Source organism: Dolichospermum sp. LEGE 00240, assembly GCF_015207875.1.
GTDB classification, from domain to species: domain Bacteria; phylum Cyanobacteriota; class Cyanobacteriia; order Cyanobacteriales; family Nostocaceae; genus Dolichospermum; species Dolichospermum gracile.
This window is the reverse complement of sequence record NZ_JADEVZ010000057.1, coordinates 13,338-34,427: the sequence shown is the minus strand read 5'-3', so window position 1 is coordinate 34,427 and position 21,090 is coordinate 13,338. Positions and strand designations below refer to the sequence as shown.

Sequence of the window (21,090 nt, the reverse complement as noted above, 5' to 3'; positions counted from 1 at the left end):
CCATCCAATACCACAAATCAGCGACATTTTTCTCTTTATCTAATTGTTGATAAAGTTCCCGACTTTGTTCGTAGTAACTGATTGATTGTTCGTATTTACCCCAACCTTGATAAATTCTTCCTAGTTGAAAATAAGCATCAGCAATATTAACTTGGTCATCCAACTGCTGACGAATAGCTAAATCTTGGTTTTCACAATCAACAGCTTGTTGATATTTTCCCCATTCTCTATAGCAAACAGCTAGGTTATACCACTGATTAGCTACATCTTTCTCTTTACCTAATTGTTGATAAAGTTCCCGACTTTGTTCGTGGTAATTTATTGCTTGTTCGTATTTTCCCCAACCTTGATAAATCCTTCCTAGCATATTGTTAGCGCGGGCAATATTAACTTGATCATCCAACTGCTGATGAATAGCTAAATCTTGATTTTCACAATCAACAGCTTGCTGATATTTTCCCCATTCTCTATAGCAATCAGCCAGCCAATACCACAAATTAGCAACATTTTCATCTTTACCTAATTGTTGATAAAGTTCCCGACTTTGTTCGTGGTAACTTGTTGCTTGTTCGTATTTTCCCCAACCTTGATAAATCCTTCCTAGCATATTGTTAGCGCGGGCAATATTAACTTGATCATCCAACTGCTGATGAATAGCTAAATCTTGGTTTTCACAATCAACAGCTTGTTGATATTTTCCCCATTCTTTATAGCAATAAGCCAGCAAATACCACAAGTTACATAAAATTTCTTCTTTACCTAACTGTTGATAAAGTTCCAGACTTTTTTCGTAGTAAGTTATTGCCTGTTCGTATTTACCCCAACCTTGATAAATCGTTCCTAGCTGAAAGTAAGCAAGAGCAATTCTATCTTGGTCATCCAACTGCTGACGAATAGCTAAATCTTGGTTTTCACAATCAACAGCTTGTTGATATTTTCCCCATTCTCTATAGCAATCAGCCAAATTATACCACAAATCAGCTACATCTTTCTCTTTACCTAATTGTTGATAAAGTTCCCGACTTTGTTCGTGGTAACTGATTGCCTGTTCGTATTTACCCCAATCTTGATAAACTCTGCCTATACTGAAAAGACAGCTTGCTTTATATTTGAAATGTTGAATTTTATTAATAATATTTAGTGCATTTTGGTAGTAATCAAGTGATTGTTCATGTTTGCTGTTTGATTTCTGACACCAACCCCAATTTCTCCAAAAAATAAATGATGTATTTGATAGATTATCATCAGCTATTTTGCATTTATCATAATATTCATTAGCTTTATCATAATTTTCTTTCTCTTCATAACATATAGCCAAAGACCAATAAATAAATGATTTAAGACTATTATTTGATTTTTGGTCTATATCTTCAAAAATTGTAATAGCTTTATCATAATTTTCTTTTCTGACATAAGACATCGCAGTGATAAAAATTAATGCCATTTTATAACTTTCATCATGATTATGAAATTGACGGCTAATTTCTAGGTTAGGTGTCATTTCTTCACCCAGTTCTTTTACCAAATTTCTAATACTATCAAAAAGCGAAGATTCTAATTGATTAACAATTTTTGTTACATAATTATCTAATCCTACTGATTGACCGCAAGCAACATACAAAATAGCTGTTTTTGCTTTAATCTGCATTTCTGGAGATAGGCTTACATCATTAGCTACTTCTGTTAATTTGGCTATGACTTCACCTTTCTGATAAAATAGTTCAATTTTTCGTAGTGTTCGCAGGAGTTGCTTAATTAGATCATTGTCAAAATCATCATCTATACCAATGTAAGTAATAACTAATTTTTCAATAACATTTTTGCGGAAAATATTACTAACTTCAACTTCAGCAATAACTTGTCCTGCAAAAAATAAATCTTGCAAATTAAATTCTATATTTTTTAATATTTCTGCTGAATCATCTTCTGCTTTTAAGTAAATAATAATTGTATTATCAGCAGAGGTTTTTATTTTTATCTCACCATGTTGTAGTGCAGGTTGATAATCTTGTAAATTGCTAAATAATTGATCTATTAATTTCTTAACTTGTCCAGGAGAATGAATTCCGTAATACCCTAAAGACAACAAAATTGGCTCATTCCAGCGTGGTTCATGGAGATGTTGTTGAATTAGTTCTTGAATTTTACTTTGGTCATTATCTGCAATATAACGAGCCGCAAAATATTCTTCAAAAGTCAGGTGCATAAAACCATAAACACCAGGTGCGCGTTCCACAAATAAACCTGTTGTTTCCCTCACTTTCCGCAGAAATTCTCCTACAGCTTGACGCACTAAATCTGATTCTGGTTCAGCATCATTTAGTTCTGCCATTTTGGTTGCTAGTTGCTGTTGCACTTCCGTTTCTGTTACTAAACCAGAAGGCTTTTCTTCGTGCATCCAATATGCTAAAGGTGCTAAAAGTTCTACTACTTCAGTTTCTCTTAATACGACTTTTGGCGCATCTGGTAATTTTTTACTAAGTTGCCAATCTTCTATCAAAGTTTGCACTGCTAACTCATATAACCTCACCCGACGGTTAGGTAAACGTTCCCCATTGCGGTGAATCAGTGCCAAAATAGTTAAAAGTAAGGGATTTGCTGTTAAACGCTTCACACCTTCATTTTCCTGAACTGCGTTTATAATATTTGCTGCTTGTTCATTACCTTTTCTTTCTATTTGTTCTTCACTAGCATCTGGTTGTTGTGCTTTTTCTACTGTTCGACACCAGCGATATAAAAACTGTTCTACCTTTTCGCTGCTCATATCTTCAATAATATATTCAGCAAAACGGCTGCTTAGTTGCACGTCACGGTAGCCAGCAATGCGGCTAGTAATTACATATTTGTTATGAGGAAATTTATCAACAAACTGATTAATAGATTCTACAATTTCTTTGCGACTTTCTTGATCAAATACTTCATCTAAACCATCTAGCAATATTAAGCATTTTCCTTGACGCATAGCATCTAATAAAAATGCTGCTACCTCAGTTCCCATTTCTGTTTGTGTTTGAAAATGAGTTTCCCACTGACGATAAAATTGGACTAGATATTCAGTTAAAGTTAAATTTGGTTGTGGTTTTAATTTCTCAGCATAATCAGCAATACGAAAGAAAATAGGCAGTAGAGTTTTTCCTAAATCTTCCTTTGTGTCCCCAGCAATTACTGTTTCTAAATCCTCTCTTTTAGCTGTGGCAAAATGCAAAGCTAAATAACGTAAAAGAGTTGTTTTACCCGCACCAGGAGCGCCTAAAATGACGCTGTAAGAATTTGCTTTGACTGCCTGGGATAATTCAACCTTTTCTGTAATAGTTTTGGTACTAGATATAGATATGGTTTTTTCTCGTACAGGTTGATAATAGTCAGGTTCATCCCAATCATCAAAATCAATTCCTGTTCCTTTAACTCTAGTAAAATTAGAGGGAGATTTTAAAACAGTTACCGCTTCAATTTCTCTAGTTTCAGAAGTATCAATAATTTCTTGTCGTCGTTGTGCTTGCAGGGAAACATAAATCTGGTCAAGGAAAATATCAACTTGGCGATTCACCTGCATTACCCCACTCATTTTGAGATAGGAGTTTTCAGCAATTAGCCATTCTAAATAAGGATAAAGTAAGGGATTACGAGTTTCAAATTGTACTACTTTTTCTCGCCAATCCCAAAAATCCGGCGCACGCTGACGAAATTCATCTAGAAAGTTAATTTGATTCAACCAAAAAATTAATATTAAGTTTCTACCAAATAACTCTTCTCGTCCTAAGTTTAAACGCTGCATTTCTCTAAATAACCTATCTGTAGGCAATTGATCAAGACCAAATGCCATGATTAATCTGCGTTCCGGTTGCAGATTGTTATCTAAACTATATAAGAAGTTATGAAAAGAATTTTCACTGTAAAAAAAGTTGTCAAAAGTAAATTTTACTTCGCATTTTTTTAAATCTTCTTGTAGCTGTTGCACAACCAAATGTTGAGGACTACTTTCTGGTGCAACAGCAAAAATAATTGTTGTTCCACTGGAAAGTTCTAAGATGCTGACTAATTTTTCTAATTCTTCTTTATCAGCTTCGGTCAAAATATAATTGGAGTCATCAGAAAGCATAGTTAGCACCAGTTGATAATTAGTAATCTTTCCAAAATAGTCACGTTTTTACAGAAAATTGTTAGCTTCTTGCCAACGTTGTAAATCCTCTATCAAAATAGGATTAATATCAAACCAAGATTTTTGTCTAGAATTGTAATAACCCAAAACGAGTTTGTTTTGTAAAAGCTCATCACAAATAATAAATTCGCCTTTTTGTGGTAAACTGTGGGTTTTAGAGGTTAACTTTCCAGTAATATGTACTGAATGAATTTCGGGATATTGATAATCATCTAAATTATATTCTCTGCGGACTTCTTGCACTGCTGATTTTGCAGTGTCCAAATCTACTAAATTCAATCTTTTTCGCAGTCCGATTTCACAAGCAGTCCGCGCTAATCTCACTAAATCTCGAATCACACCACCGCTTTTTTCACAAATCAGTTCTAAAGCATCAGGTGTAAATAAACCTTGATAATCATAGCCTAAGCTATCGAGACGTTTATTAATTATATTCACGAGAGTTTGTCTGCCTATATGATCAGGGTTATTTGTAGGACATAGATTATTATCACATTCAAAAACGGGAGGATTATTCAAATCCAAACATTTTTGAAAGCTTTCCATTGGTTGTCTAAAGTTCGGCGAATATCGCAAAGCAATGGGAATTGCATAGATAATATGACAGCTTAATTCTGTCAGCAATGAACTAGAAAACATATCCAAAGCTGTAACTAAATCATGTCTATCTAGTCCATCAACAATAATAAATAATTTTTGGTTATTTTCTTTTTCAGCAGCGATAATAATTTCATTAACGCTATCAATAATTTCCGTTAATTTTGGACGGACATTAACGGTTTTAGTGATTTCTCTAGTTAAGCCACCTTTGAGAATTAATCCTGCTTTTTCGATAAATTCTGGCATTCCCAAACCTTCAGTTTGAGTACCTTTATCTTGATAAACTACTGTCTTGAGTGCGTCCTGTAGTCTTGTTAATAATTTATCTTTTTTAAATAACCAATTAGATTTAATAGCTTGCTGTGCAATTTGCAAACCAATCAAAACTACAACTTCAGCATAGCCAATGTTATATCTATCTAACGCTGTTTGGGTATCTATCCAAATAACAGTATGTGTATTCGCTAATTTTTGTTCTAGTCGTCGCAGTTCAGTAGTTTTACCGCCACCTCGATGACCTGCAAGTAAAAATTTTACTGGATCATCTTCCATTTCCAATAAACTAACAAGCTGGTCTACAGGACTATTATCTCTGGGGACGTAGAAATTTTGCAACTCTTCAGATGTAGCCAGAGGTTCTTCTGGTTTGAATCGCTGGTAGGCAGGTTTCCAAAAATTGGTATTACTCATATTAGTGATAAACTGGGCAAAAAGCTCTGTTTTAGGGTATTATCTTTATTTTAGTATTGTTTTTGCCCGTAGGAATCTTATATAAAAATAAAAATATTCCACTAGGGGGATTACAAAAGACATCTCCTAAAAAGATCGTAGAGACGTTCCATGGAACGTCTCTACAAGGGTTTCAAGAATTTTTAATTGTTATCGCCAACCTAGCCAGCGTAAAGCAGGGACAACTAGGTAATGGCTTATACTCAAGGAAAAACTAATTAAGATACTCACTAAACTAAAAAAACCTATGGGTGAAAATACATCCAGCCCTTGTGGTTGACTGGAAAAATGGAATAAATTTAGTCTCAATCCTAAACGCACGAAAATAGCTATGAGGTTGGCGCTTCCTAAACCTGCAATGACAGCATAAGCGATTTGATGACTGCGAAGACCTAAACCCAGGGTTAATAGGGGAAGTGAGATTAAAATCCATGTGACTAAGCTTTCCGCCGGATTTGGAGTGGTGATGAATTGACAAGCTATCCAGCCTAAACTGTAGCCAATTAAGCCCATTAAAGCTGTGATCAGAAACCGCCGCTTTTGTCCAAAACAGCCTGATAAGGTTAATCCCCAACCTGTTCCCAAACCTGCAAAACCATAAACTATACTTTCTGCGGCTATATAAGGTTGATTTTTGACTAATGTTGGTAATGGATAGGTTAGTAATTCTAGCCAGCGATCGCCTAAACTGGTATGGTAAGCCAGGACAAAACCAATTATAGTCCCGATTCCCGCGCAGATACTTGTCAGTATCATTACCCAAACAGTCGCCAAACAAGCGGATAAAAATTTGTATATTCCCTGAATTATCAATAAAGTAGTATTACTTATAGCCTGGGTAAATTCAGTCATGGATTGGACAACAGATTTACCCGTACTACTGAATAAATTTTGCTGTGGAGAGGGGGAAGCGATACTTAATAACCGTTTATGAATAATAGCTGCATTTGCTGGACGTAATCGCACATCATCTTCTACCATTTCATCAATTAAATCCGCTAACTCTGGCTTAATCTGCCGATAATTTCGCCAACGCAATTTTCCAGTTAAACTATCTTCCAATTCGGATGGATATTTGGCGGTAAGTAGTTGAATCATTGTCCGTCCCAAGGCATAAAAATCTGCCGATGGTCCAATGTTACCGCCGCGAATTTGTTCTTGGGGACTATAGCCGGCAGAGTACAAGCGTGTAGAAGTGGGGTGCGATCGCAAAACTGACCCACTAAATTGTTTAGCACCACCAAAATCAATTAGCACCAATTGATCACTTTTGGCGGGAGATACTGGTGTAGAAGTCCGCAACATCAAATTAGAAGGTTTGATATCGCGGTGAATAATTTGGCGTTTATGTAACTCCTGTAAAATCAACACAGCTTGAATAAACCAACCGACTACCAAATCTTCGGAACAACCTTGAGGATAATTTATTAATACCTCTTCTAAAGTGTAGCCATTAATCTTTTCCATCACCAAACAAGGTAACTGATGGGGTTTAGGATTAATTAAGTTAACTTGAAAATAGCCATCAGCCTCAACTTTAGGTACACCGGAATTGCGGAAACTACTTAAAACTTCCGCTTCTTGAATGAACAATTCCAGCGCCTTGGGTGAAGTTTCGACTAGCACCTTTAGCACTTTTTCTGTCTGTGTCTTTTCATCCCAAATTGTGTAAATTTGGGCAAATCCCCCCGCACCGAGAGGTTTAAGAGAGAAATAGCGATCTAACAGATGCAGCGGTGCGCCACAACTGTTACAGAATTTGTTTCCCCAGGGTTGAGGATAAGGACGTTGACAATGGGGATTTATGCAGTGAACCGAGAAGCAACCGTCCATTAAGGCTTTTAAAGATTAAAATATAAAAAACGCTCAATCAACTCTCAAAACTACTGATGATTGACTTTTGAGGATTTAAAATCAAGTTATTGACTTTTTTTTAAATGCTCAACCTCTGCTCAATATTAACACATACGGCAGGAGTAAGTAACTTCTCACTGCTGACTGCTGACATTTTCACTGTTCCCAGGGAATAATGACTGTAAATATTGTTCCTTGTTCTACGTGACTATCGAAAATAATTTTGCCTTTGTGCAAATCTACACATTTTTTGACTATGGATAATCCCAAACCTGTACCGGAAATCGAACCGACGTTAGATCCTCTATAAAAAGGTGCAAATAAATTAACTTGATCTTTTTCGGGAATACCAATGCCAGTATCGGTAATTTTAAAGATTAGTTGGTCATTTTCTTTTGTTAAATTAAAACCAACTAAAGTTTCTGTCGGTGAGTATTTAATAGCATTAGTTAGGATATTAGTTAAAATGTGATGCAATAGTTTTCGATCAAAATTAGCAGTTAGAGAACTGTTTGCAACTCCTGGTTCTAAGTTACAAGAAAAGTCAATGGTATGGTGCTGACAAGTAGTTTCTATTTCCTCCTTGAGATAACGACAAAAGGTAATTATATCACCTAACTCTGGGTTAAATTCCATGTTTTCAGCTTCGGCAAGGTTGATAGTGAGAACATCGTCCAGAAGTTGAATCATGCGAGTAATTGTTTCTTGGATAATCTCCAGGTGTTTCTCTTTTCTTTCTGCATTCAAGCGATCGCCAAATTTTTTTAAAATGCCTGTAGATGAGGAGATAATGGCTAGAGGTGTGCGAAACTCATGGGATGCCATTGCAATAAGGCGCGATTTCATTTCGCTAATAGCCTTTTGTTTTGCTAGTGCCTCAATTATCTCATTTTCAGCTTGTTTTATTGGAGATATATCCCTAACAATAGATGCTAAAGTAGTGCTTTTTGCTGTTGGCTGATCCTTAAGTAATAGAAAATAAGCGATACTGTAAATTATTTTTCCTGTTGTCAAGTTACAAAATTTTAATTCTCCTTCCCAACTGCCTATTTCTAATACAGTTGGCAAAATCTGTGATTCAAATAAATATCGCTCCTGTGGACAAAGATAATCCAATATATTTACGTCTAAAGCGGAACTTTCACTGATCAAACCGATCATTTTTTTGCCGGCATCATTCAAAAATATTGCTTGACCATTAAGATTAGTAATACTAATAAATTCTGAACTATTTTCGACAATTAGGGCTAGTTTTTTTTGTCCTGATGCTAATTGGTTGCGTTCTTTTTTTAGTAAATTAATATGATCCCCTAAAGTTATAGCTAAAAACAATAATAAACCGATTGTGGTAACACGAGCAAAGTGTTGAGTAAATATATTAATTGGTAACAAAGCAAAGGCTGTAACACACCAGATAGTCATACCTAATAAAAAGCAGCCCAATGCTAAAATTGCAAATCGAGACGAAATAAATCCTTTGTATAAGGTATATGAACTAGCATAAATCATCAACACACACATGATTATAGTCAAAAATACAATAGTTATAATGCTAATACGAAGAGGAAAATACCAATAAACAAAGATATATCCCACAGCAGTCCAGCGAAACCAATTCATTAGTTTGTAGAGTTGATGACTATAAACTCGCACTTGCAAAAATGAGATGAAGAAGGTGCAACAGCTTACTAAAGCTATATACAAACATATTAATAAGATAGAAAGGTTATATTCAGGAAATTCTGGCCATAGATACTGGAATGCCAAATCATCTCTGATAAAATATTGAACAGTCAGACTAATTATGAACAAAATATTGTATTGATAACTAACATTTTTCAATATAAATATTAGCACTAAATTGATGATCACAAAAGTGAATGAAATACCGTAAAATCCACCCAATAATAGTTGTTGTGTAAGGTTATTCTCGTAGTAACTAATAGGTTGCCAGAGAATGGCATTTATTCCTATAGTTCCCTGACTGGTATATCGCAAATAAATAGTTTTTTCCTCACCTACAGCGAGAGGGAGAATAAATATAAGATTTCGATCCCTCAGTTCCCGATTAGAAAAAGGCAGTAAGCGGCCAATTTGTTTTTTAATCCAGGTATTTTCTTGCGGAATATATAATTCCACCTGATCCACATTATTAAATGTGCCTTGAAGATACCATTCTGAGGTGACAGTGCTGTGATTTTGTAACTTTACCTTAGCCCAAATGGCAGATTTAGAAAAACCAAGATTCGGGATATCAGTATCACTGGGGGTAAATTTTTGTTGATGTTGACTAACCTCTTGTATTGTTAACCGTTGAGTTGGATCTAAGAAAATTTCGAGATATTTTCCTAATTTGTATTGCTTTTGTTGATCATGCAATAGGACGGTATTGCTTGTATCTAATGCTTGATTAGCATTGGCAGGTAACAACATTACTGAAAGCATTACCACTGTGATTAGTGATAATAAAAATGATGATAGGGCTATAAAATATTTAGAGAATGTCAATTTTCTATACCTTTTGTAAATGGAAATTTGAATTGATTAATTACTAACAGGTTTTAGTTTAAACCCGGAAATTCTTAATATATCCAGATTTTCGGTTTTCAGGAGAATACTTAATAGCGTCGGTCAACAGATTAGTGAGAATTTGCTGCAATAGTTTTTTATCTGCCTGAATGAGTAGAGAAGCAATGAAAATTTCTTCATCTGAATTTAAAGAGAGTGCCAGAGAAACATTTCTAATCATCAAACTCAATTTTAGCAACTATATCCATCCCCAGTCATGGGAAAATTATAATCAGTAAAGATAGAATGATTATTATGATCACCACTGGTTTCTTGATCAAGAACCTCAATAACCTTGTGATAAATATCTTCTGCTTCTTGGGGTGAATCACCAATACTGGTTAATCCTAATTTACCAAATTGGGAAAGACAACCCATGAGATGAAAAACTGTACCTGTTTCTGTGCCGCTATCAAAATGTAACCTGTGGTGAGCGATAATATCCATTAAATCATTAGGTAATAATCCCTGATAATTAGGTTTTTGTAAATTATCTGTGGCAATATAATATTTAGGTCTGCCTTGTTGACTATAAAATAATCCAGTGGATAAATCATAACGACCATTAGTTAATAATTTTAACGTCATAAATGGATGGGTTGTTCCTCCTTTGCGAAGATTAATTTCAATGGCTTGAATATCCCATTTACCATCACCTTGATCTACAGTGACAAAATCAACGGCAAATCTTTCTAAAGCTCCTTTTGCCGCTAATTTATTTCCAACTCTTAAACCTAATTCCTGTAATTCACAGCGATAATTTGCATCCGCAGGAAAGCGACAACCTATATAAATTTGTCCGTCAGGTCCGCCTAAAATTTGGTCATGGGTAGAAATAATTTCCACTTCTCCATTGGGTGTAATTCTGCCTTGGACACTGGGAGAATGCTTGACTTCTCCTTCGATAAAAGCTTCCACTATTGCCCCCAATTCAGGAATGCGTCGAGAAAAATTTGCCCAGGTTTCTTGTAAAGATTGAAAACGTAAATGCAGGAAGCGATCGCTAATTGCTGTTACTCTTTGACTATGATCAGCTTTTCCCGGTGCAACATCCATTATTTCCCGTAGATCTAACAGTGCATTCCCTTCCCCAGAAAAACCTTCATTCAACTTAATTACCATTCTTTGTAATGTCGGTTGACGTTCCCACAAATCAGCCGCAACATTGGCTAATTCTTCGCAATTTCTAACTAACTCACTACCGTCGGGAAGGGGGACATTACTTTCTTGAAAAATCTGTCTACTGCCGCTCTTTGTTCCCCAAATTTGCAAATCTGGTGCAGCAGCATATAAAGGTACACCCAACTTTAAAGATAATTGCGCTTCCCAAAAAGTGGAATTATAACATACCATAAAAGCCTTATCTAACCGCAAAGCTTTGTGAATTCTTTCTAATAACCGAGGCCGTTCTAATATTTTTTGACTGAGGGGTTTTAAAGAAGCATCATAGGTAGAAAGTAATAATAAGCGATGACGAGCATGAGAAAAAGGAATGCCCGGAAGTAGTTGTAAATAATAATCAATAATACTGGGATGCAGTGGCATTGATGTCACATAAATTAACCTAGTCCGGGGATTTCTTAACCGCATTAATGAAAAAAGTAATCTTTCTTCATAATGCTCACATCCTTCTATCTTGAGTAATTCTTCTTGATCTATACTCAAGGAAGGAATAATTAAAATATCCGCTTCACTATTGTCGAATAATTCGCTAGTTTGCCAGCGATCGCGTAATGTTAATTGTAAATTACGAAATTTATCAACTTCTTGTAAATCATCAATATTTAATGTCACCATATCCCCATCCCCATATTATTTTTTTATTTTACTTCCCTATTTAATATATACCCCAAGGGAGAGTGTAAATTAAGATGAAGCTGCATAGAATAAAATTTCGGGATTTATTGACCGCAGATAAACGCAGATAAACGCAGATAAAGATAGACGAATTTAGGGATTTCATAATTCTGTGCAACTTCACATTAAATTAGTATTAAACTTTGCGTCTTTGCTTCTTTGCCTCTTGGCGCGAAACATAATTCATGCCGTCATTATGCAACATCACTGTGTGAATACAGCAAAATAGAAAAACTTCCAGAACAACGAAAAAAGTTAGGAAATGTGTACTGGATTAAGACGCGGTATACTGTATCTGCATTAATTCTTAACTCAATTACCTATGACTCAAACATTAGACTTCATCAGAGTTTCTCCACCAGCAGGAAAAACACCAGATGCTTTAATCGTTACTTTACATGGTTGGGGTGCAAATGCCCAAGATGTGGTATCTTTGATTCCTTATGTCAATTTACCTGATTATGAGTTTCTCCTCCCCAATGCTCCCTATCCTTATCCCTATGCTGATACGGGTAAGGCATGGTATGATCTGCGGACAGAACATAAGTATGATGGATTAAATGAAAGTAAACAATTACTGATAGATTGGTTGCTCTCTTTAGAAAGTAATACAGGCGTACCGTTATCACGCACAATTTTGAGCGGATTTTCTCAAGGTGGGGCGATGACTTTAGATGTAGGATTAACCTTACCCTTGGCTGGATTAGTAGTGATAAGTGGCTATTTACATCCTACTGTGGCAACGCTGAATCAAGGCAATTTTCCGCCGACATTAATCATGCACGGGACAAGGGATGAGGTAGTCCCTCTGCAAGCGGCGATTAAGTCGAGAGAAATGGCACAATCTCTAGGCGTAGCTGTGGAGTATCATGAATTTGCAACGGGACATGAAATTAATTTACAAATGTTAGAAGTGCTACGAACGTTTGTTCTTAACACAATTGGTTAGGTTTAGTTACAAAAATTTTCCAAATTCTGGTAAAAATCACAAGAATTTTTACAAATTTAATGTTCGTTAATGAGTAAGATAGAACAGGTGGAAGCAACTCCACCCTAAGCTGAATTTAAGCGCTGCAAAAGGGAGGGGCAAGCATTATGAAAACTCTAAGCATTTCCAAAACAGAAATTTCTGCTATGACGGCGACAGAGGTAAAAGATTTGGCTACACGCCTGGAATTAGATAATTATAGTAATGCTTTTGAGGGTTTAAATGACTGGCATCTATTGCGAGCGATCGCTTTTCAGCGTCCAGAGTTAGTTGAAGCCTATATCCACCTCCTAGATTTAGAAGCTTACGACGAAGCTTAAACATTGTAGGGAAAAATTCAGGAGCCGCTCAGGGTTTAGCAATGCTAAATCCTGATTTTGCTTATATCATTTAATTTAGATGCGTTTTGCTTCGATAGCCAATTTAATAAAATTTTTAATACTAAGTGAGATTACTGTTCATAAGTCTTTGGAAATTCTATTCAATCAACGCCCAGATAATTTGTTTGGTATTATGATTTAATGATATCTAATTCTGCCTAAGTAAATTTTTAGGAGCATTTGTCATAATGGAAACAAATAAACTCAATAATCAACAGATGGAATTGCTAGACCAAGAAGATGATTTAGAAAATGAGTTTAAATTTGAAGATGATGATGATGAAAATTTAGAACCATTTGATCCGACTAAAATCAGGGTTAAAACTAAACCGATGACAATGGATGTACTACTAAGAAGAATCAAGCATGATGAAATTGATTTAGATACTGAATTTTACCGACAATCTGATATTTGGACACCTAAAGCCAAAAGTCGTTTAATTGAATCTCTTTTAATTCGGATTCCTATTCCCATATTTTATATAGATGCAACTAATGATGATAAGTGGTTAGTAATAGATGGTTTACAAAGAATTAATACATTTAAAAAATTTATTATTGATCAAGAATTTACATTAACTGAATTACAATTTCTTAAAGATTTAGAAAACAATAAATATAGTGATTTACCTCGTGCTTATCAAAGAAGAATAGAAGAAACAGAATTAACAGTATGTTTAATTGAACCAGGAACTCCTGATGAAGTAAAATATAATATTTTCCAAAGAATTAATACTGGTGGATTACCTCTTAATAACCAGGAAATACGCCAAGCAATGAATCCAGGTAAACCAATACAAATTCTCAAGAAATTAGCTAGTTTACCAGAATTTAAAAGAGTAATAAATTTAACTAAAAAGAGAAATGAACGTCTCGAAGATCATGAATTGATACTCGATTTTATTGCTTTTACTTTAACAAACTATCAAGACTATCCCCAAAATAAAGGTAACACTTATTTTTTAAATGAAACAATGAAAAAATTAAATAAACTAGAAAATGATTTAATCCAAGAAATAGAGAATAAGTTTATTATAGCAATGAAAGCAGCTTACGATATTTTCGGGAATAATGCTTTTCGTAAATCCTCAAATTCTCCTGTTAGTAAAGCTCTTTTTGCAGCATGGTCTGTTATTTTAAGTCAATTAAATCTACAACAAATTGAACTATTAATCACAAATAAGGAAATATTAAAAGGAAAATTTAGACAAAAGATGAAAGATGATCCTGATTTTCTAAAATCGGTATCTCAAGCATCTAGTAAAGTTAAATATCGGTTTGAACAAATTAATCAAATAATTCAAGAGGTTTTATCATGTTAAGTTCTTTAACTTTAAAAAATTTTAAACCATTTGAAAATCAATCGTTTTCTTTAAAGCCATTAACTCTACTGACTGGCTTAAATAGCACTGGTAAATCATCTGTATTGCAATCTCTATTACTATTACGTCAATCTTCTCAGCAGGATGAGTTATTAGATAGAGTTGGTTTAGTATTAAACGGTGATTTAGTATCTATAGGTACTGGACAAGATGCACTTTTTAAGAGAGCTAAAGAGGATGTAATAACTTTAAAAGTTGGCATGAATAATGATATTAAAGGTACTTGGACTTTTGATTGTGATCGACAATCAGATATAATGCGAATATCTACATTGTCAATTGCTGATGGATCAGTTTATAACTCAGGACTTTTTAACGATAACTTTCATTACCTAAAAGCAGAAAGAATAGCACCTAGAAATTATTTCCAAATGTCTGATTTTAAAGTTAGACAACATCAACAAATTGGAAGTCAAGGTGAATTCACTGCTCATTTCTTGTCTATCAATGAATATAAAAAAATTCCACATAGTCAACTATCGCATCCATCAGCACAGTCCGATATTTTAAAAAGTCAAGTTGAAGCCTGGTTAGGAGAAATTAGTCCTGGAACAAGAGTTGATATAGAATTACATTCAGGAATGGATGTAGTAAATTTACAATATTCCTATGAAGATAATAATTCCTATCGTTCAACTAATGTAGGTTTTGGAATTACCTACACTTTACCAATTATTGTCGCTATATTATCTGCTAGTTCAGATACCTTGATTTTGTTAGAGAACCCAGAAGCTCATCTTCATCCTAGAGGACAATCTAAAATGGGAGAATTAATTGCTTTAGCAGCAAGTTGTGGTATTCAAATAATATTAGAAACTCATAGCGATCATGTTCTCAATGGTATTCGTAAAGCAGTAAGACATAATAAACTTGAGGCTGATAAAGTACAAATTAACTACTTTGAAAGATATTTAAAAAAAGGACAACCAACCACAGAAATTATTACTCCTCGAATTTATCAAAGCGGGGGAATTGATAGATGGCCTGATGGCTTTTTTGATCAAGCTGAAAAAGATTTAATGGATTTACTATAAATGAGGTTCTACCATCAATGCACTTTTTAATTAATGAGCTTTCTTTTATTGGACAAGCTATAAATAAATACGAAGCAGATGAATTAATGAATAATATTCTTGAAATTATTTATGAGATAAAGGATATTGCAAATGATGATCCAATCCTAACTCATAGTAGTTTTACTTATCAAAAATTATGTTTAAATTTAACAGTACGCGAATGGCTTTTTAGCCAAATCAAAGGGCAAAAACTAAAAGAAAAAACAAAGGCACAAACACAACTAGAATTTTTAGTTCAGGTTTTAAGCAAAGGACCTTTTATAGATATAGATTTAAAATATTTAATAGATGATTGTCAATGTTTTTATCAACGAAAAGATGTTTCATCAAGTTCATTATCTGGTGCTGCTAAACTGGAAGAAATATTAATTAGTTTACAAAATAATCCTGATTTTCTTCAAGAAAATATTGAAGTTGAATTTCAAGAAGGTACAAGTTTGCTAGAAAATAGAAGCATAAAAAGTTTAACTGAAATTAAACAAGCTAGAAAAATATGTCCTCGTTATAAATTTCATGATAAACATCATCCTAAATATCCTTGGGAAAAGGCTACTCCTATGGATTTAAGCGATGAAAAAGCTCAAAAAGTTTTAAATATTTCTATTGAAGATATGTCTACAAAAGATAGCAATGGAAATAGTACAAAACGTTATGGATTTAATAAGGAAACAGATAAATTTTATATATTTCGTTCAGAGGATACTTTTGATGAAGAAGGTTATCCAACCTATCATGGATTTCCAATTTCTGAAAATCAAGTTCCTCCTAAAATATTAATTAAAATCAAGAGTTAATGCTATCATCTCCAAATCTTCAATCTAAACGGGTTATTGTCTGTGTAGGCGGTGGTATTGCCGCCTATAAAGTCTGTGAATTGGTTTCTACATTGTTTAAGTCTGGGGTAGAACTGCGAGTTATTCTCACTAAATCTGCCAAAGAATTTATTACTCCTTTAACTTTAGGTACTTTATCCCGTCATCAAGCTTATACTGATGATGATTTCTGGCAACCAATTTATCAGCGTCCTTTGCATATTGAGTTGGGTGAATGGGCTGATTTGATTGTGATTGCGCCTTTAACTGCTAATACTTTAGCTAAGTTAGCTTATGGAATGGCAGACAATTTATTAACAAATACTATTCTTGCTTCTACTTGTCCTGTATTGTTAGCACCAGCCATGAATACGGATATGTGGGAACAGGTGGCTGTCCAAAGAAATTGGCGACAGTTATTGACAGATGGTAGATTTTATGGTATGGAAACTGGTTCTGGTTTATTGGCGTGCGATCGCATTGGTGCTGGTAGAATGGCAGAAGCGGCAGAAATATTTGTTTATATTCAATCTTTATTACACACCCAAGGAAACAGAGATTTAGCCGGAAAACAGGTTTTAATCAGTGCTGGGGGAACGCGAGAATTTTTAGATCCGGTGCGATTTATTGGCAATCCCTCCACTGGTAAAATGGGTTTAGCATTGGCACAGGCTGCACTGCACAGAGGCGCGAAAGTAATATTAGTCCATTGTCCTGCAAGTTGGAATGTACCTTTGGGAGTAGAAGCAATTGCGGTTGTGAGTGCGGAGGAAATGCAGCAGGTAATGTTCAAGCATTTAGCCAATGCAGATATCATTATCATGTCAGCGGCAGTTGCAGATGTCAAGCCTAGAGATTATAGTAGCGAAAAATTGCCCAAGCGATCGCTCCCCGAAAATCTTCCCCTAGCAGCAGTACCGGATATAGTCGCTGAACTGGGAAATCGCAAACAACCCCATCAATATTTAATTGGTTTTGCAGCACAAACTGGGGATATTATTACACCTGCACGGGAGAAATTGCAAAGAAAGAAATTAGATGCAATTGTAGCGAATCCTATTGATAAAGTTGATAGTGGTTTTGGTAGTGATAATAATCAAGCGGTGTTTTTAGATAAGTCAGGAAGAGAGGTAGAAATTCCGGCTTGTTCTAAGTTGGAAATGGCGCATTATTTGTTTGATTTTGTTGTTTAATGGAATAAAATTATATCATTATTCCTGCAACTACAGAATTAATTACTACCTAGATAAATCTCTACATTTCGAGTGTTCCATGTGGCAATTCCAATTCCAAAAAAATCTTGATCTTCTGTCCATATTGGACAATTTAAAGAGAGAGAAAGAGCAACTATTGTCCAGTCTTTTATATCTCTTTCTTGTATTCGCCGTTTAGCATCATACTCATATTCACTATAAATTTCGTCAGCTATTGGTATGACTACCTTTGTTAGTTTCTCGATAGCATTATATTGTAGTTTCTTTAGCATTCTGGAAATCAGCAAATAATTCATCTTCACTAATACCTCTTGTTTCCAACAATTGTTGGATTTTTTGGACTGCTGCTTGTAAAGCCATTAAATCTTGTTTTTGAGGAGTAGGTTGTGTTGGTATGTAGTAACCTATTGGGACTCCATGAGAAGTAATTGCAATTGGTTCAGATGTTTGTTGTGTGTACTTATGTAAATTGGCGCGAAATTCTTTGATTCCTACAGATTGGATGTCCATAATAGTGAATTGACAAATTGTGTACACTTGAGTACACTATAACATAAACTTTGAGTTATTGATAATAATCAAGGGGTGTTTTTAGATAGGTTAGGAAGAGAGGTAGAAGTTCCGGCTTGTTCTAAGTTGGAAATGGCGCATTATTTGTTTGATTTTGTTGTTTAATGGAATAGAATCACATTTTTATTTTGACTAGGCTTTTTGAATATGACAGTGCATTTACCTCAAATTGGTATCCCTAGCTGTATGAGGGCAATATCATTACTTGAAGAGTATCCACAAAATATTGTGGGTAGTTTTTGGCTCATGTGTGGTTATGGATTTGATGATGAAGAAATTCCTGATTGGTGGGGTGATAATGTTTTAGAAGATAATCAAGCACAAGGTATTATCAATTGTTTTGAAAAAGGTGATTTTAAAGGACAACATAAAAACCCTCTATACTCAGGTTTTTGTATTATTGTTATTGCGAATTCATCTAATTCTATTCATTTATCTTATTTAATTGAAGATATTAGAATGTGTGAAGATGAAGGAATTGCTTTATTAAAAATAATGGCACGATATAATATACCCGCTCACACAGAAGTTAGTTATCCCAAGCAATTTTTAAGTTATCGTTATGGAGAAGAGAATCCTAATTATAAGTTTCTTCGAGAAACACTAAATCATTGGTCAGTTCAGGTTTGGGAAGATTACTGTAGTTATTTAATGACTATTCATGGTCAATGGATGTTTTTTGATTATTGTAAAAAAATCAATGCTGTTAAAGATGAAGTTCAAGCCACTGTGGAAAAAGGTACGAAACCTCTAGTTTTAACAGAAGGAGAAACTGACCCAATTTATATTAAAACTGCTTTAGAATTACTAGGAGAAAAGGAAATTTTAGCACAAGTTGATATTGAATGGGTAGGAATTTCCATAGGTAAAGGAAAAAGTATAAATACTGGTGATGGTGGTTTAAAAAATACTAGAGATGTTCTTCTTTCTAACCCTAAATTCTTAACTAGAAAAGTATTATTAATTTATGACTGCGATACTGATAAATCTAATGAAGATCATGAATTATTGAAAATCAGAAAAATACCTCAACAAAAGAATCGAAAAGTCAAAAAAGGCATTGAAAGGTTATCAAATTTAGCTGCGTAACAGCTTAGAAGTAGATAGGATTTCCAAATTAATCTATTTCTTCCTTTGCCTCTTTGCGCGAAACAGTAAATTTAACAGTCCAAAATAGGATAACCAAAGAGAATCAATCAATATTAAAAAACAAAGTGGATAATGTGGCAGAAAAAAGAAAATTATGGGTGGGAATTGGTTGCCAAAAGGGGGTTTCTCAGCAACTAATTAATACTGCAATTAAACAAGTTTTTCAAGAATACCAACTTATATACAGTGAAATATCGGGAATTGCAACTATTGATAAAAAAGCCTCAGAAATTGGTTTATTAGAATTTTGTAACTTAGAAAAGTTACCTTTAAAAGTCTTTAGTGCTGAACTTTTAAATAGTGTACTTGTTCCCCATCCTAATAATACTATTACTAAATTACTGGGAACATCTAGTGTAGCCGAGGCTTCAGCTATTCTTGCAGCTTCGGAAATCACATCTGCGGAAATAACATTATTAGTTCCTAAACAGATTTTCCGATTATCAGGGGAAATAGGAGCAGTAACAGTAGCTGTGGCTAAAAGTGATGAAAAACTAATATTTAGTCAACGACATTAACTATTTGGTTAATAATACCAGAGACAACTGATAGAACAATTGAACCTAAAAAAGCTGGAATAAAACCCCGAATTTCAAAACCATAACCAGGAGTTATGGCACTGGCAAACCATAGAGTTAAACCATTAATCACTAGGGTAAATAAACCTAAAGTTATTAAGGTGAGGGGAAATGCTAAAATCTGCAAAATTGGCCGAATAATGGCATTGACTAAACCAATGACAATAGCGGCAATTAAAGCAGCAGAAAAACTTGTGAGTATAATTCCGGGGACAATTTTAGAAGTAATTAACAATGCTACCGCAGTACCAAGCCAAGTTAAAATAAAGTGCTTCATAGTTTAATGTTATGGGGAAGTGCGTTTTAAGAAAACTTTCCATGTACCAGCACCGACTACACCATCAGGTTTTAGTCCATAACGGATTTGTGCCGCTTTGACTGCGGCTTCTGTGGATAGTCCGAAATATCCATCTATTTTACCATTTAAAAACCCCAAATTTTGTAGTTGTTTTTGCAATTTAATCACTTCTGCACCACTCATGCGTAAACGCAAAATTGGCCACCCTTCGTCAGTATATTGGATACCGGGCATTTGTTGATTGGGAGGAGTGGGTTGAATGCTGGTATTTTGTGGATTTTTGGTGGTTGGGCGTTTGGTAATTGGTGGTTTTGTAACTCTTGCAGGTTGGGTGGGAACAGTTGTAAAACTACTGGCTTTAGCTGTGGTAGCGGTAATATTTGATGGGCTGGGAAATAGTTTTTGCCATGTGATCTTATCTACATTACCAGTGGAGTTTAAACCGGCAGCTTGTTGAAATTGGGCAACAGCAATGACTGTACTCTGTTGATATTTACCATCTACAGCACCCGAATAAAATCCTAAAAGTTTCAAAGCGGCTTGAAGTTCGGTAACTCGTTCACCTTGACTACTCATGTTAAGGGGGGGACGATCAATTTTAATGTCTGTGTTGACTTGGGCAATTTTGAGTGGTGTTGCTGTGGAAATGAACGCAGTGGCAGTAATTAAGGTGGGTGTTGTGGTTAACAAGATTAAGGAATACCAACAATTTGCGCTCATTTTGGGAATACTGGCTATCCAAGTATTTTTCATAGAACTTTTGTATAACTTTCTGATACTGATCTTACACCTGTTGCGATCGCTTTGTTCATCATTAATTTTTTGGGGATGAAGATCAAATATAACCGGATATTTCCATGATTTTACTGGGTCGGG

The 21,090-nt window shown here is 34.7% G+C and carries 18 protein-coding genes; 8 read left to right on the top strand and 10 right to left on the bottom strand.

The window, feature by feature from the left end:
* The 6 genes from IQ226_RS17635 to IQ226_RS17610 all read right to left on the bottom strand — a co-directional run.
* Positions 1-4,099, bottom strand: a 4,099-nt coding sequence (locus IQ226_RS17635) for a tetratricopeptide repeat protein (protein ID WP_193897428.1), incomplete at its 3' end; no start/stop codon positions are given.
* Positions 4,100-4,147: 48 nt separating this feature from the next.
* Positions 4,148-5,449 carry a P-loop NTPase fold protein gene (locus tag IQ226_RS17630; protein WP_193897426.1) on the bottom strand — a complete coding sequence of 434 codons (1,302 nt, stop codon included), beginning with the start codon at positions 5,447-5,449 and terminating at the stop codon, positions 4,148-4,150.
* 189 nt (positions 5,450-5,638) lie between these two features.
* A complete protein-coding gene (locus IQ226_RS17625; RefSeq protein ID WP_193897424.1) occupies positions 5,639-7,321 on the bottom strand; it encodes a serine/threonine-protein kinase in 1,683 nt (560 codons plus the stop codon).
* Positions 7,322-7,498: 177 nt separating this feature from the next.
* The gene (locus IQ226_RS17620; RefSeq protein ID WP_193897422.1) at positions 7,499-9,787 is read right to left on the bottom strand and encodes a 7TM-DISM domain-containing protein; all 2,289 of its coding nucleotides are present in this window, start codon (positions 9,785-9,787) and stop codon (positions 7,499-7,501) included.
* 121 nt (positions 9,788-9,908) lie between these two features.
* Complete coding sequence (locus IQ226_RS17615; protein WP_193897420.1) at positions 9,909-10,091, bottom strand: hypothetical protein; 183 nt, start codon at positions 10,089-10,091, stop codon at positions 9,909-9,911.
* An 11-nt stretch (positions 10,092-10,102) separates the two neighbouring features.
* Positions 10,103-11,707 carry a peptide ligase PGM1-related protein gene (locus tag IQ226_RS17610; RefSeq protein ID WP_193897418.1) on the bottom strand — a complete coding sequence of 535 codons (1,605 nt, stop codon included), beginning with the start codon at positions 11,705-11,707 and terminating at the stop codon, positions 10,103-10,105.
* A 382-nt stretch (positions 11,708-12,089) separates the two neighbouring features.
* Here IQ226_RS17610 and IQ226_RS17605 point away from each other — a divergent pair, with 382 nt between their 5' ends.
* The 6 genes from IQ226_RS17605 to coaBC all read left to right on the top strand — a co-directional run bounded on the left by IQ226_RS17605 (position 12,090) and on the right by coaBC (position 17,598).
* Positions 12,090-12,716: an alpha/beta hydrolase gene (locus tag IQ226_RS17605; protein WP_193897416.1), complete on the top strand. Its 627-nt coding sequence runs from the start codon at positions 12,090-12,092 to the stop codon at positions 12,714-12,716.
* Between the two features lie 146 nt (positions 12,717-12,862).
* Entirely contained in the window at positions 12,863-13,075 is a 213-nt protein-coding gene (locus IQ226_RS17600; RefSeq protein ID WP_015078552.1) for a DUF2555 domain-containing protein, read from the top strand.
* Positions 13,076-13,323: 248 nt separating this feature from the next.
* Positions 13,324-14,457, top strand: coding sequence for a DUF262 domain-containing protein (locus IQ226_RS17595; protein ID WP_193897415.1), 1,134 nt, complete (start codon positions 13,324-13,326; stop codon positions 14,455-14,457).
* A complete protein-coding gene (locus IQ226_RS17590) occupies positions 14,451-15,551 on the top strand; it encodes a DUF3696 domain-containing protein (protein ID WP_193897413.1) in 1,101 nt (366 codons plus the stop codon). The genes IQ226_RS17595 and IQ226_RS17590 overlap by 7 nt, the downstream gene beginning before the upstream one ends.
* Before the next feature lie 17 nt (positions 15,552-15,568).
* A complete protein-coding gene (locus tag IQ226_RS17585; RefSeq protein ID WP_193897411.1) occupies positions 15,569-16,387 on the top strand; it encodes a hypothetical protein in 819 nt (272 codons plus the stop codon).
* On the top strand, positions 16,387-17,598 hold the full coding sequence (gene coaBC / locus IQ226_RS17580) for a bifunctional phosphopantothenoylcysteine decarboxylase/phosphopantothenate--cysteine ligase CoaBC (protein ID WP_193897409.1): 1,212 nt from the start codon (positions 16,387-16,389) through the stop codon (positions 17,596-17,598). Before IQ226_RS17585 ends, coaBC begins: the two co-directional genes overlap by 1 nt.
* A 38-nt stretch (positions 17,599-17,636) precedes the next feature.
* Here the strand turns inward: coaBC and IQ226_RS26000 are convergent, their stop codons facing one another.
* Both IQ226_RS26000 and IQ226_RS17570 read right to left on the bottom strand, forming a co-directional pair.
* Positions 17,637-17,891 carry a PIN domain-containing protein gene (locus tag IQ226_RS26000; protein ID WP_370567187.1) on the bottom strand — a complete coding sequence of 85 codons (255 nt, stop codon included), beginning with the start codon at positions 17,889-17,891 and terminating at the stop codon, positions 17,637-17,639.
* Positions 17,869-18,129: a type II toxin-antitoxin system Phd/YefM family antitoxin gene (locus IQ226_RS17570; RefSeq protein WP_193897404.1), complete on the bottom strand. Its 261-nt coding sequence runs from the start codon at positions 18,127-18,129 to the stop codon at positions 17,869-17,871. Before IQ226_RS17570 ends, IQ226_RS26000 begins: the two co-directional genes overlap by 23 nt.
* A 207-nt stretch (positions 18,130-18,336) precedes the next feature.
* Between IQ226_RS17570 and IQ226_RS17565 the strand changes: the two genes are divergently transcribed.
* Positions 18,337-19,278: a hypothetical protein gene (locus IQ226_RS17565; protein WP_193897402.1), complete on the top strand. Its 942-nt coding sequence runs from the start codon at positions 18,337-18,339 to the stop codon at positions 19,276-19,278.
* Positions 19,279-19,412: 134 nt separating this feature from the next.
* Positions 19,413-19,856, top strand: a complete 444-nt coding sequence (locus IQ226_RS17560; protein ID WP_370567185.1) for a cobalamin biosynthesis protein — start codon at positions 19,413-19,415, stop codon at positions 19,854-19,856.
* Here IQ226_RS17560 and IQ226_RS17555 read toward each other — a convergent pair.
* Both IQ226_RS17555 and IQ226_RS17550 read right to left on the bottom strand, forming a co-directional pair.
* Positions 19,840-20,193 carry a phage holin family protein gene (locus IQ226_RS17555; protein ID WP_193897400.1) on the bottom strand — a complete coding sequence of 118 codons (354 nt, stop codon included), beginning with the start codon at positions 20,191-20,193 and terminating at the stop codon, positions 19,840-19,842. The genes IQ226_RS17560 and IQ226_RS17555 overlap by 17 nt on opposite strands.
* 9 nt (positions 20,194-20,202) lie before the next feature.
* The gene (locus IQ226_RS17550; RefSeq protein ID WP_193897398.1) at positions 20,203-20,967 is read right to left on the bottom strand and encodes a peptidoglycan-binding protein; all 765 of its coding nucleotides are present in this window, start codon (positions 20,965-20,967) and stop codon (positions 20,203-20,205) included.
* Between the last annotated feature and the right edge of the window lie 123 nt (positions 20,968-21,090).

What these genes read in the sequence shown, in the direction of transcription:
- IQ226_RS17625 (WP_193897424.1), bottom strand. Translation starts at nt 7,321, where the DNA reads ATGGACGGTTGCTTCTCGGTTCACTGCATAAATCCCCATTGTCAACGT.
- IQ226_RS17585 (WP_193897411.1), top strand. Translation starts at nt 15,569, where the DNA reads ATGCACTTTTTAATTAATGAGCTTTCTTTTATTGGACAAGCTATAAAT.
- IQ226_RS17610 (WP_193897418.1), bottom strand. Translation starts at nt 11,707, where the DNA reads ATGGTGACATTAAATATTGATGATTTACAAGAAGTTGATAAATTTCGT.
- coaBC (WP_193897409.1), top strand. Translation starts at nt 16,387, where the DNA reads ATGCTATCATCTCCAAATCTTCAATCTAAACGGGTTATTGTCTGTGTA.
- IQ226_RS17605 (WP_193897416.1), top strand. Translation starts at nt 12,090, where the DNA reads ATGACTCAAACATTAGACTTCATCAGAGTTTCTCCACCAGCAGGAAAA.
- IQ226_RS17630 (WP_193897426.1), bottom strand. Translation starts at nt 5,449, where the DNA reads ATGAGTAATACCAATTTTTGGAAACCTGCCTACCAGCGATTCAAACCA.
- IQ226_RS17590 (WP_193897413.1), top strand. Translation starts at nt 14,451, where the DNA reads ATGTTAAGTTCTTTAACTTTAAAAAATTTTAAACCATTTGAAAATCAA.
- IQ226_RS17565 (WP_193897402.1), top strand. Translation starts at nt 18,337, where the DNA reads ATGACAGTGCATTTACCTCAAATTGGTATCCCTAGCTGTATGAGGGCA.
- IQ226_RS17550 (WP_193897398.1), bottom strand. Translation starts at nt 20,967, where the DNA reads ATGAAAAATACTTGGATAGCCAGTATTCCCAAAATGAGCGCAAATTGT.
- IQ226_RS17595 (WP_193897415.1), top strand. Translation starts at nt 13,324, where the DNA reads ATGGAAACAAATAAACTCAATAATCAACAGATGGAATTGCTAGACCAA.
- IQ226_RS26000 (WP_370567187.1), bottom strand. Translation starts at nt 17,891, where the DNA reads ATGCTAAAGAAACTACAATATAATGCTATCGAGAAACTAACAAAGGTA.
- IQ226_RS17600 (WP_015078552.1), top strand. Translation starts at nt 12,863, where the DNA reads ATGAAAACTCTAAGCATTTCCAAAACAGAAATTTCTGCTATGACGGCG.
- IQ226_RS17615 (WP_193897420.1), bottom strand. Translation starts at nt 10,091, where the DNA reads ATGATTAGAAATGTTTCTCTGGCACTCTCTTTAAATTCAGATGAAGAA.
- IQ226_RS17570 (WP_193897404.1), bottom strand. Translation starts at nt 18,129, where the DNA reads ATGGACATCCAATCTGTAGGAATCAAAGAATTTCGCGCCAATTTACAT.
- IQ226_RS17620 (WP_193897422.1), bottom strand. Translation starts at nt 9,787, where the DNA reads ATGCTTTCAGTAATGTTGTTACCTGCCAATGCTAATCAAGCATTAGAT.
- IQ226_RS17555 (WP_193897400.1), bottom strand. Translation starts at nt 20,193, where the DNA reads ATGAAGCACTTTATTTTAACTTGGCTTGGTACTGCGGTAGCATTGTTA.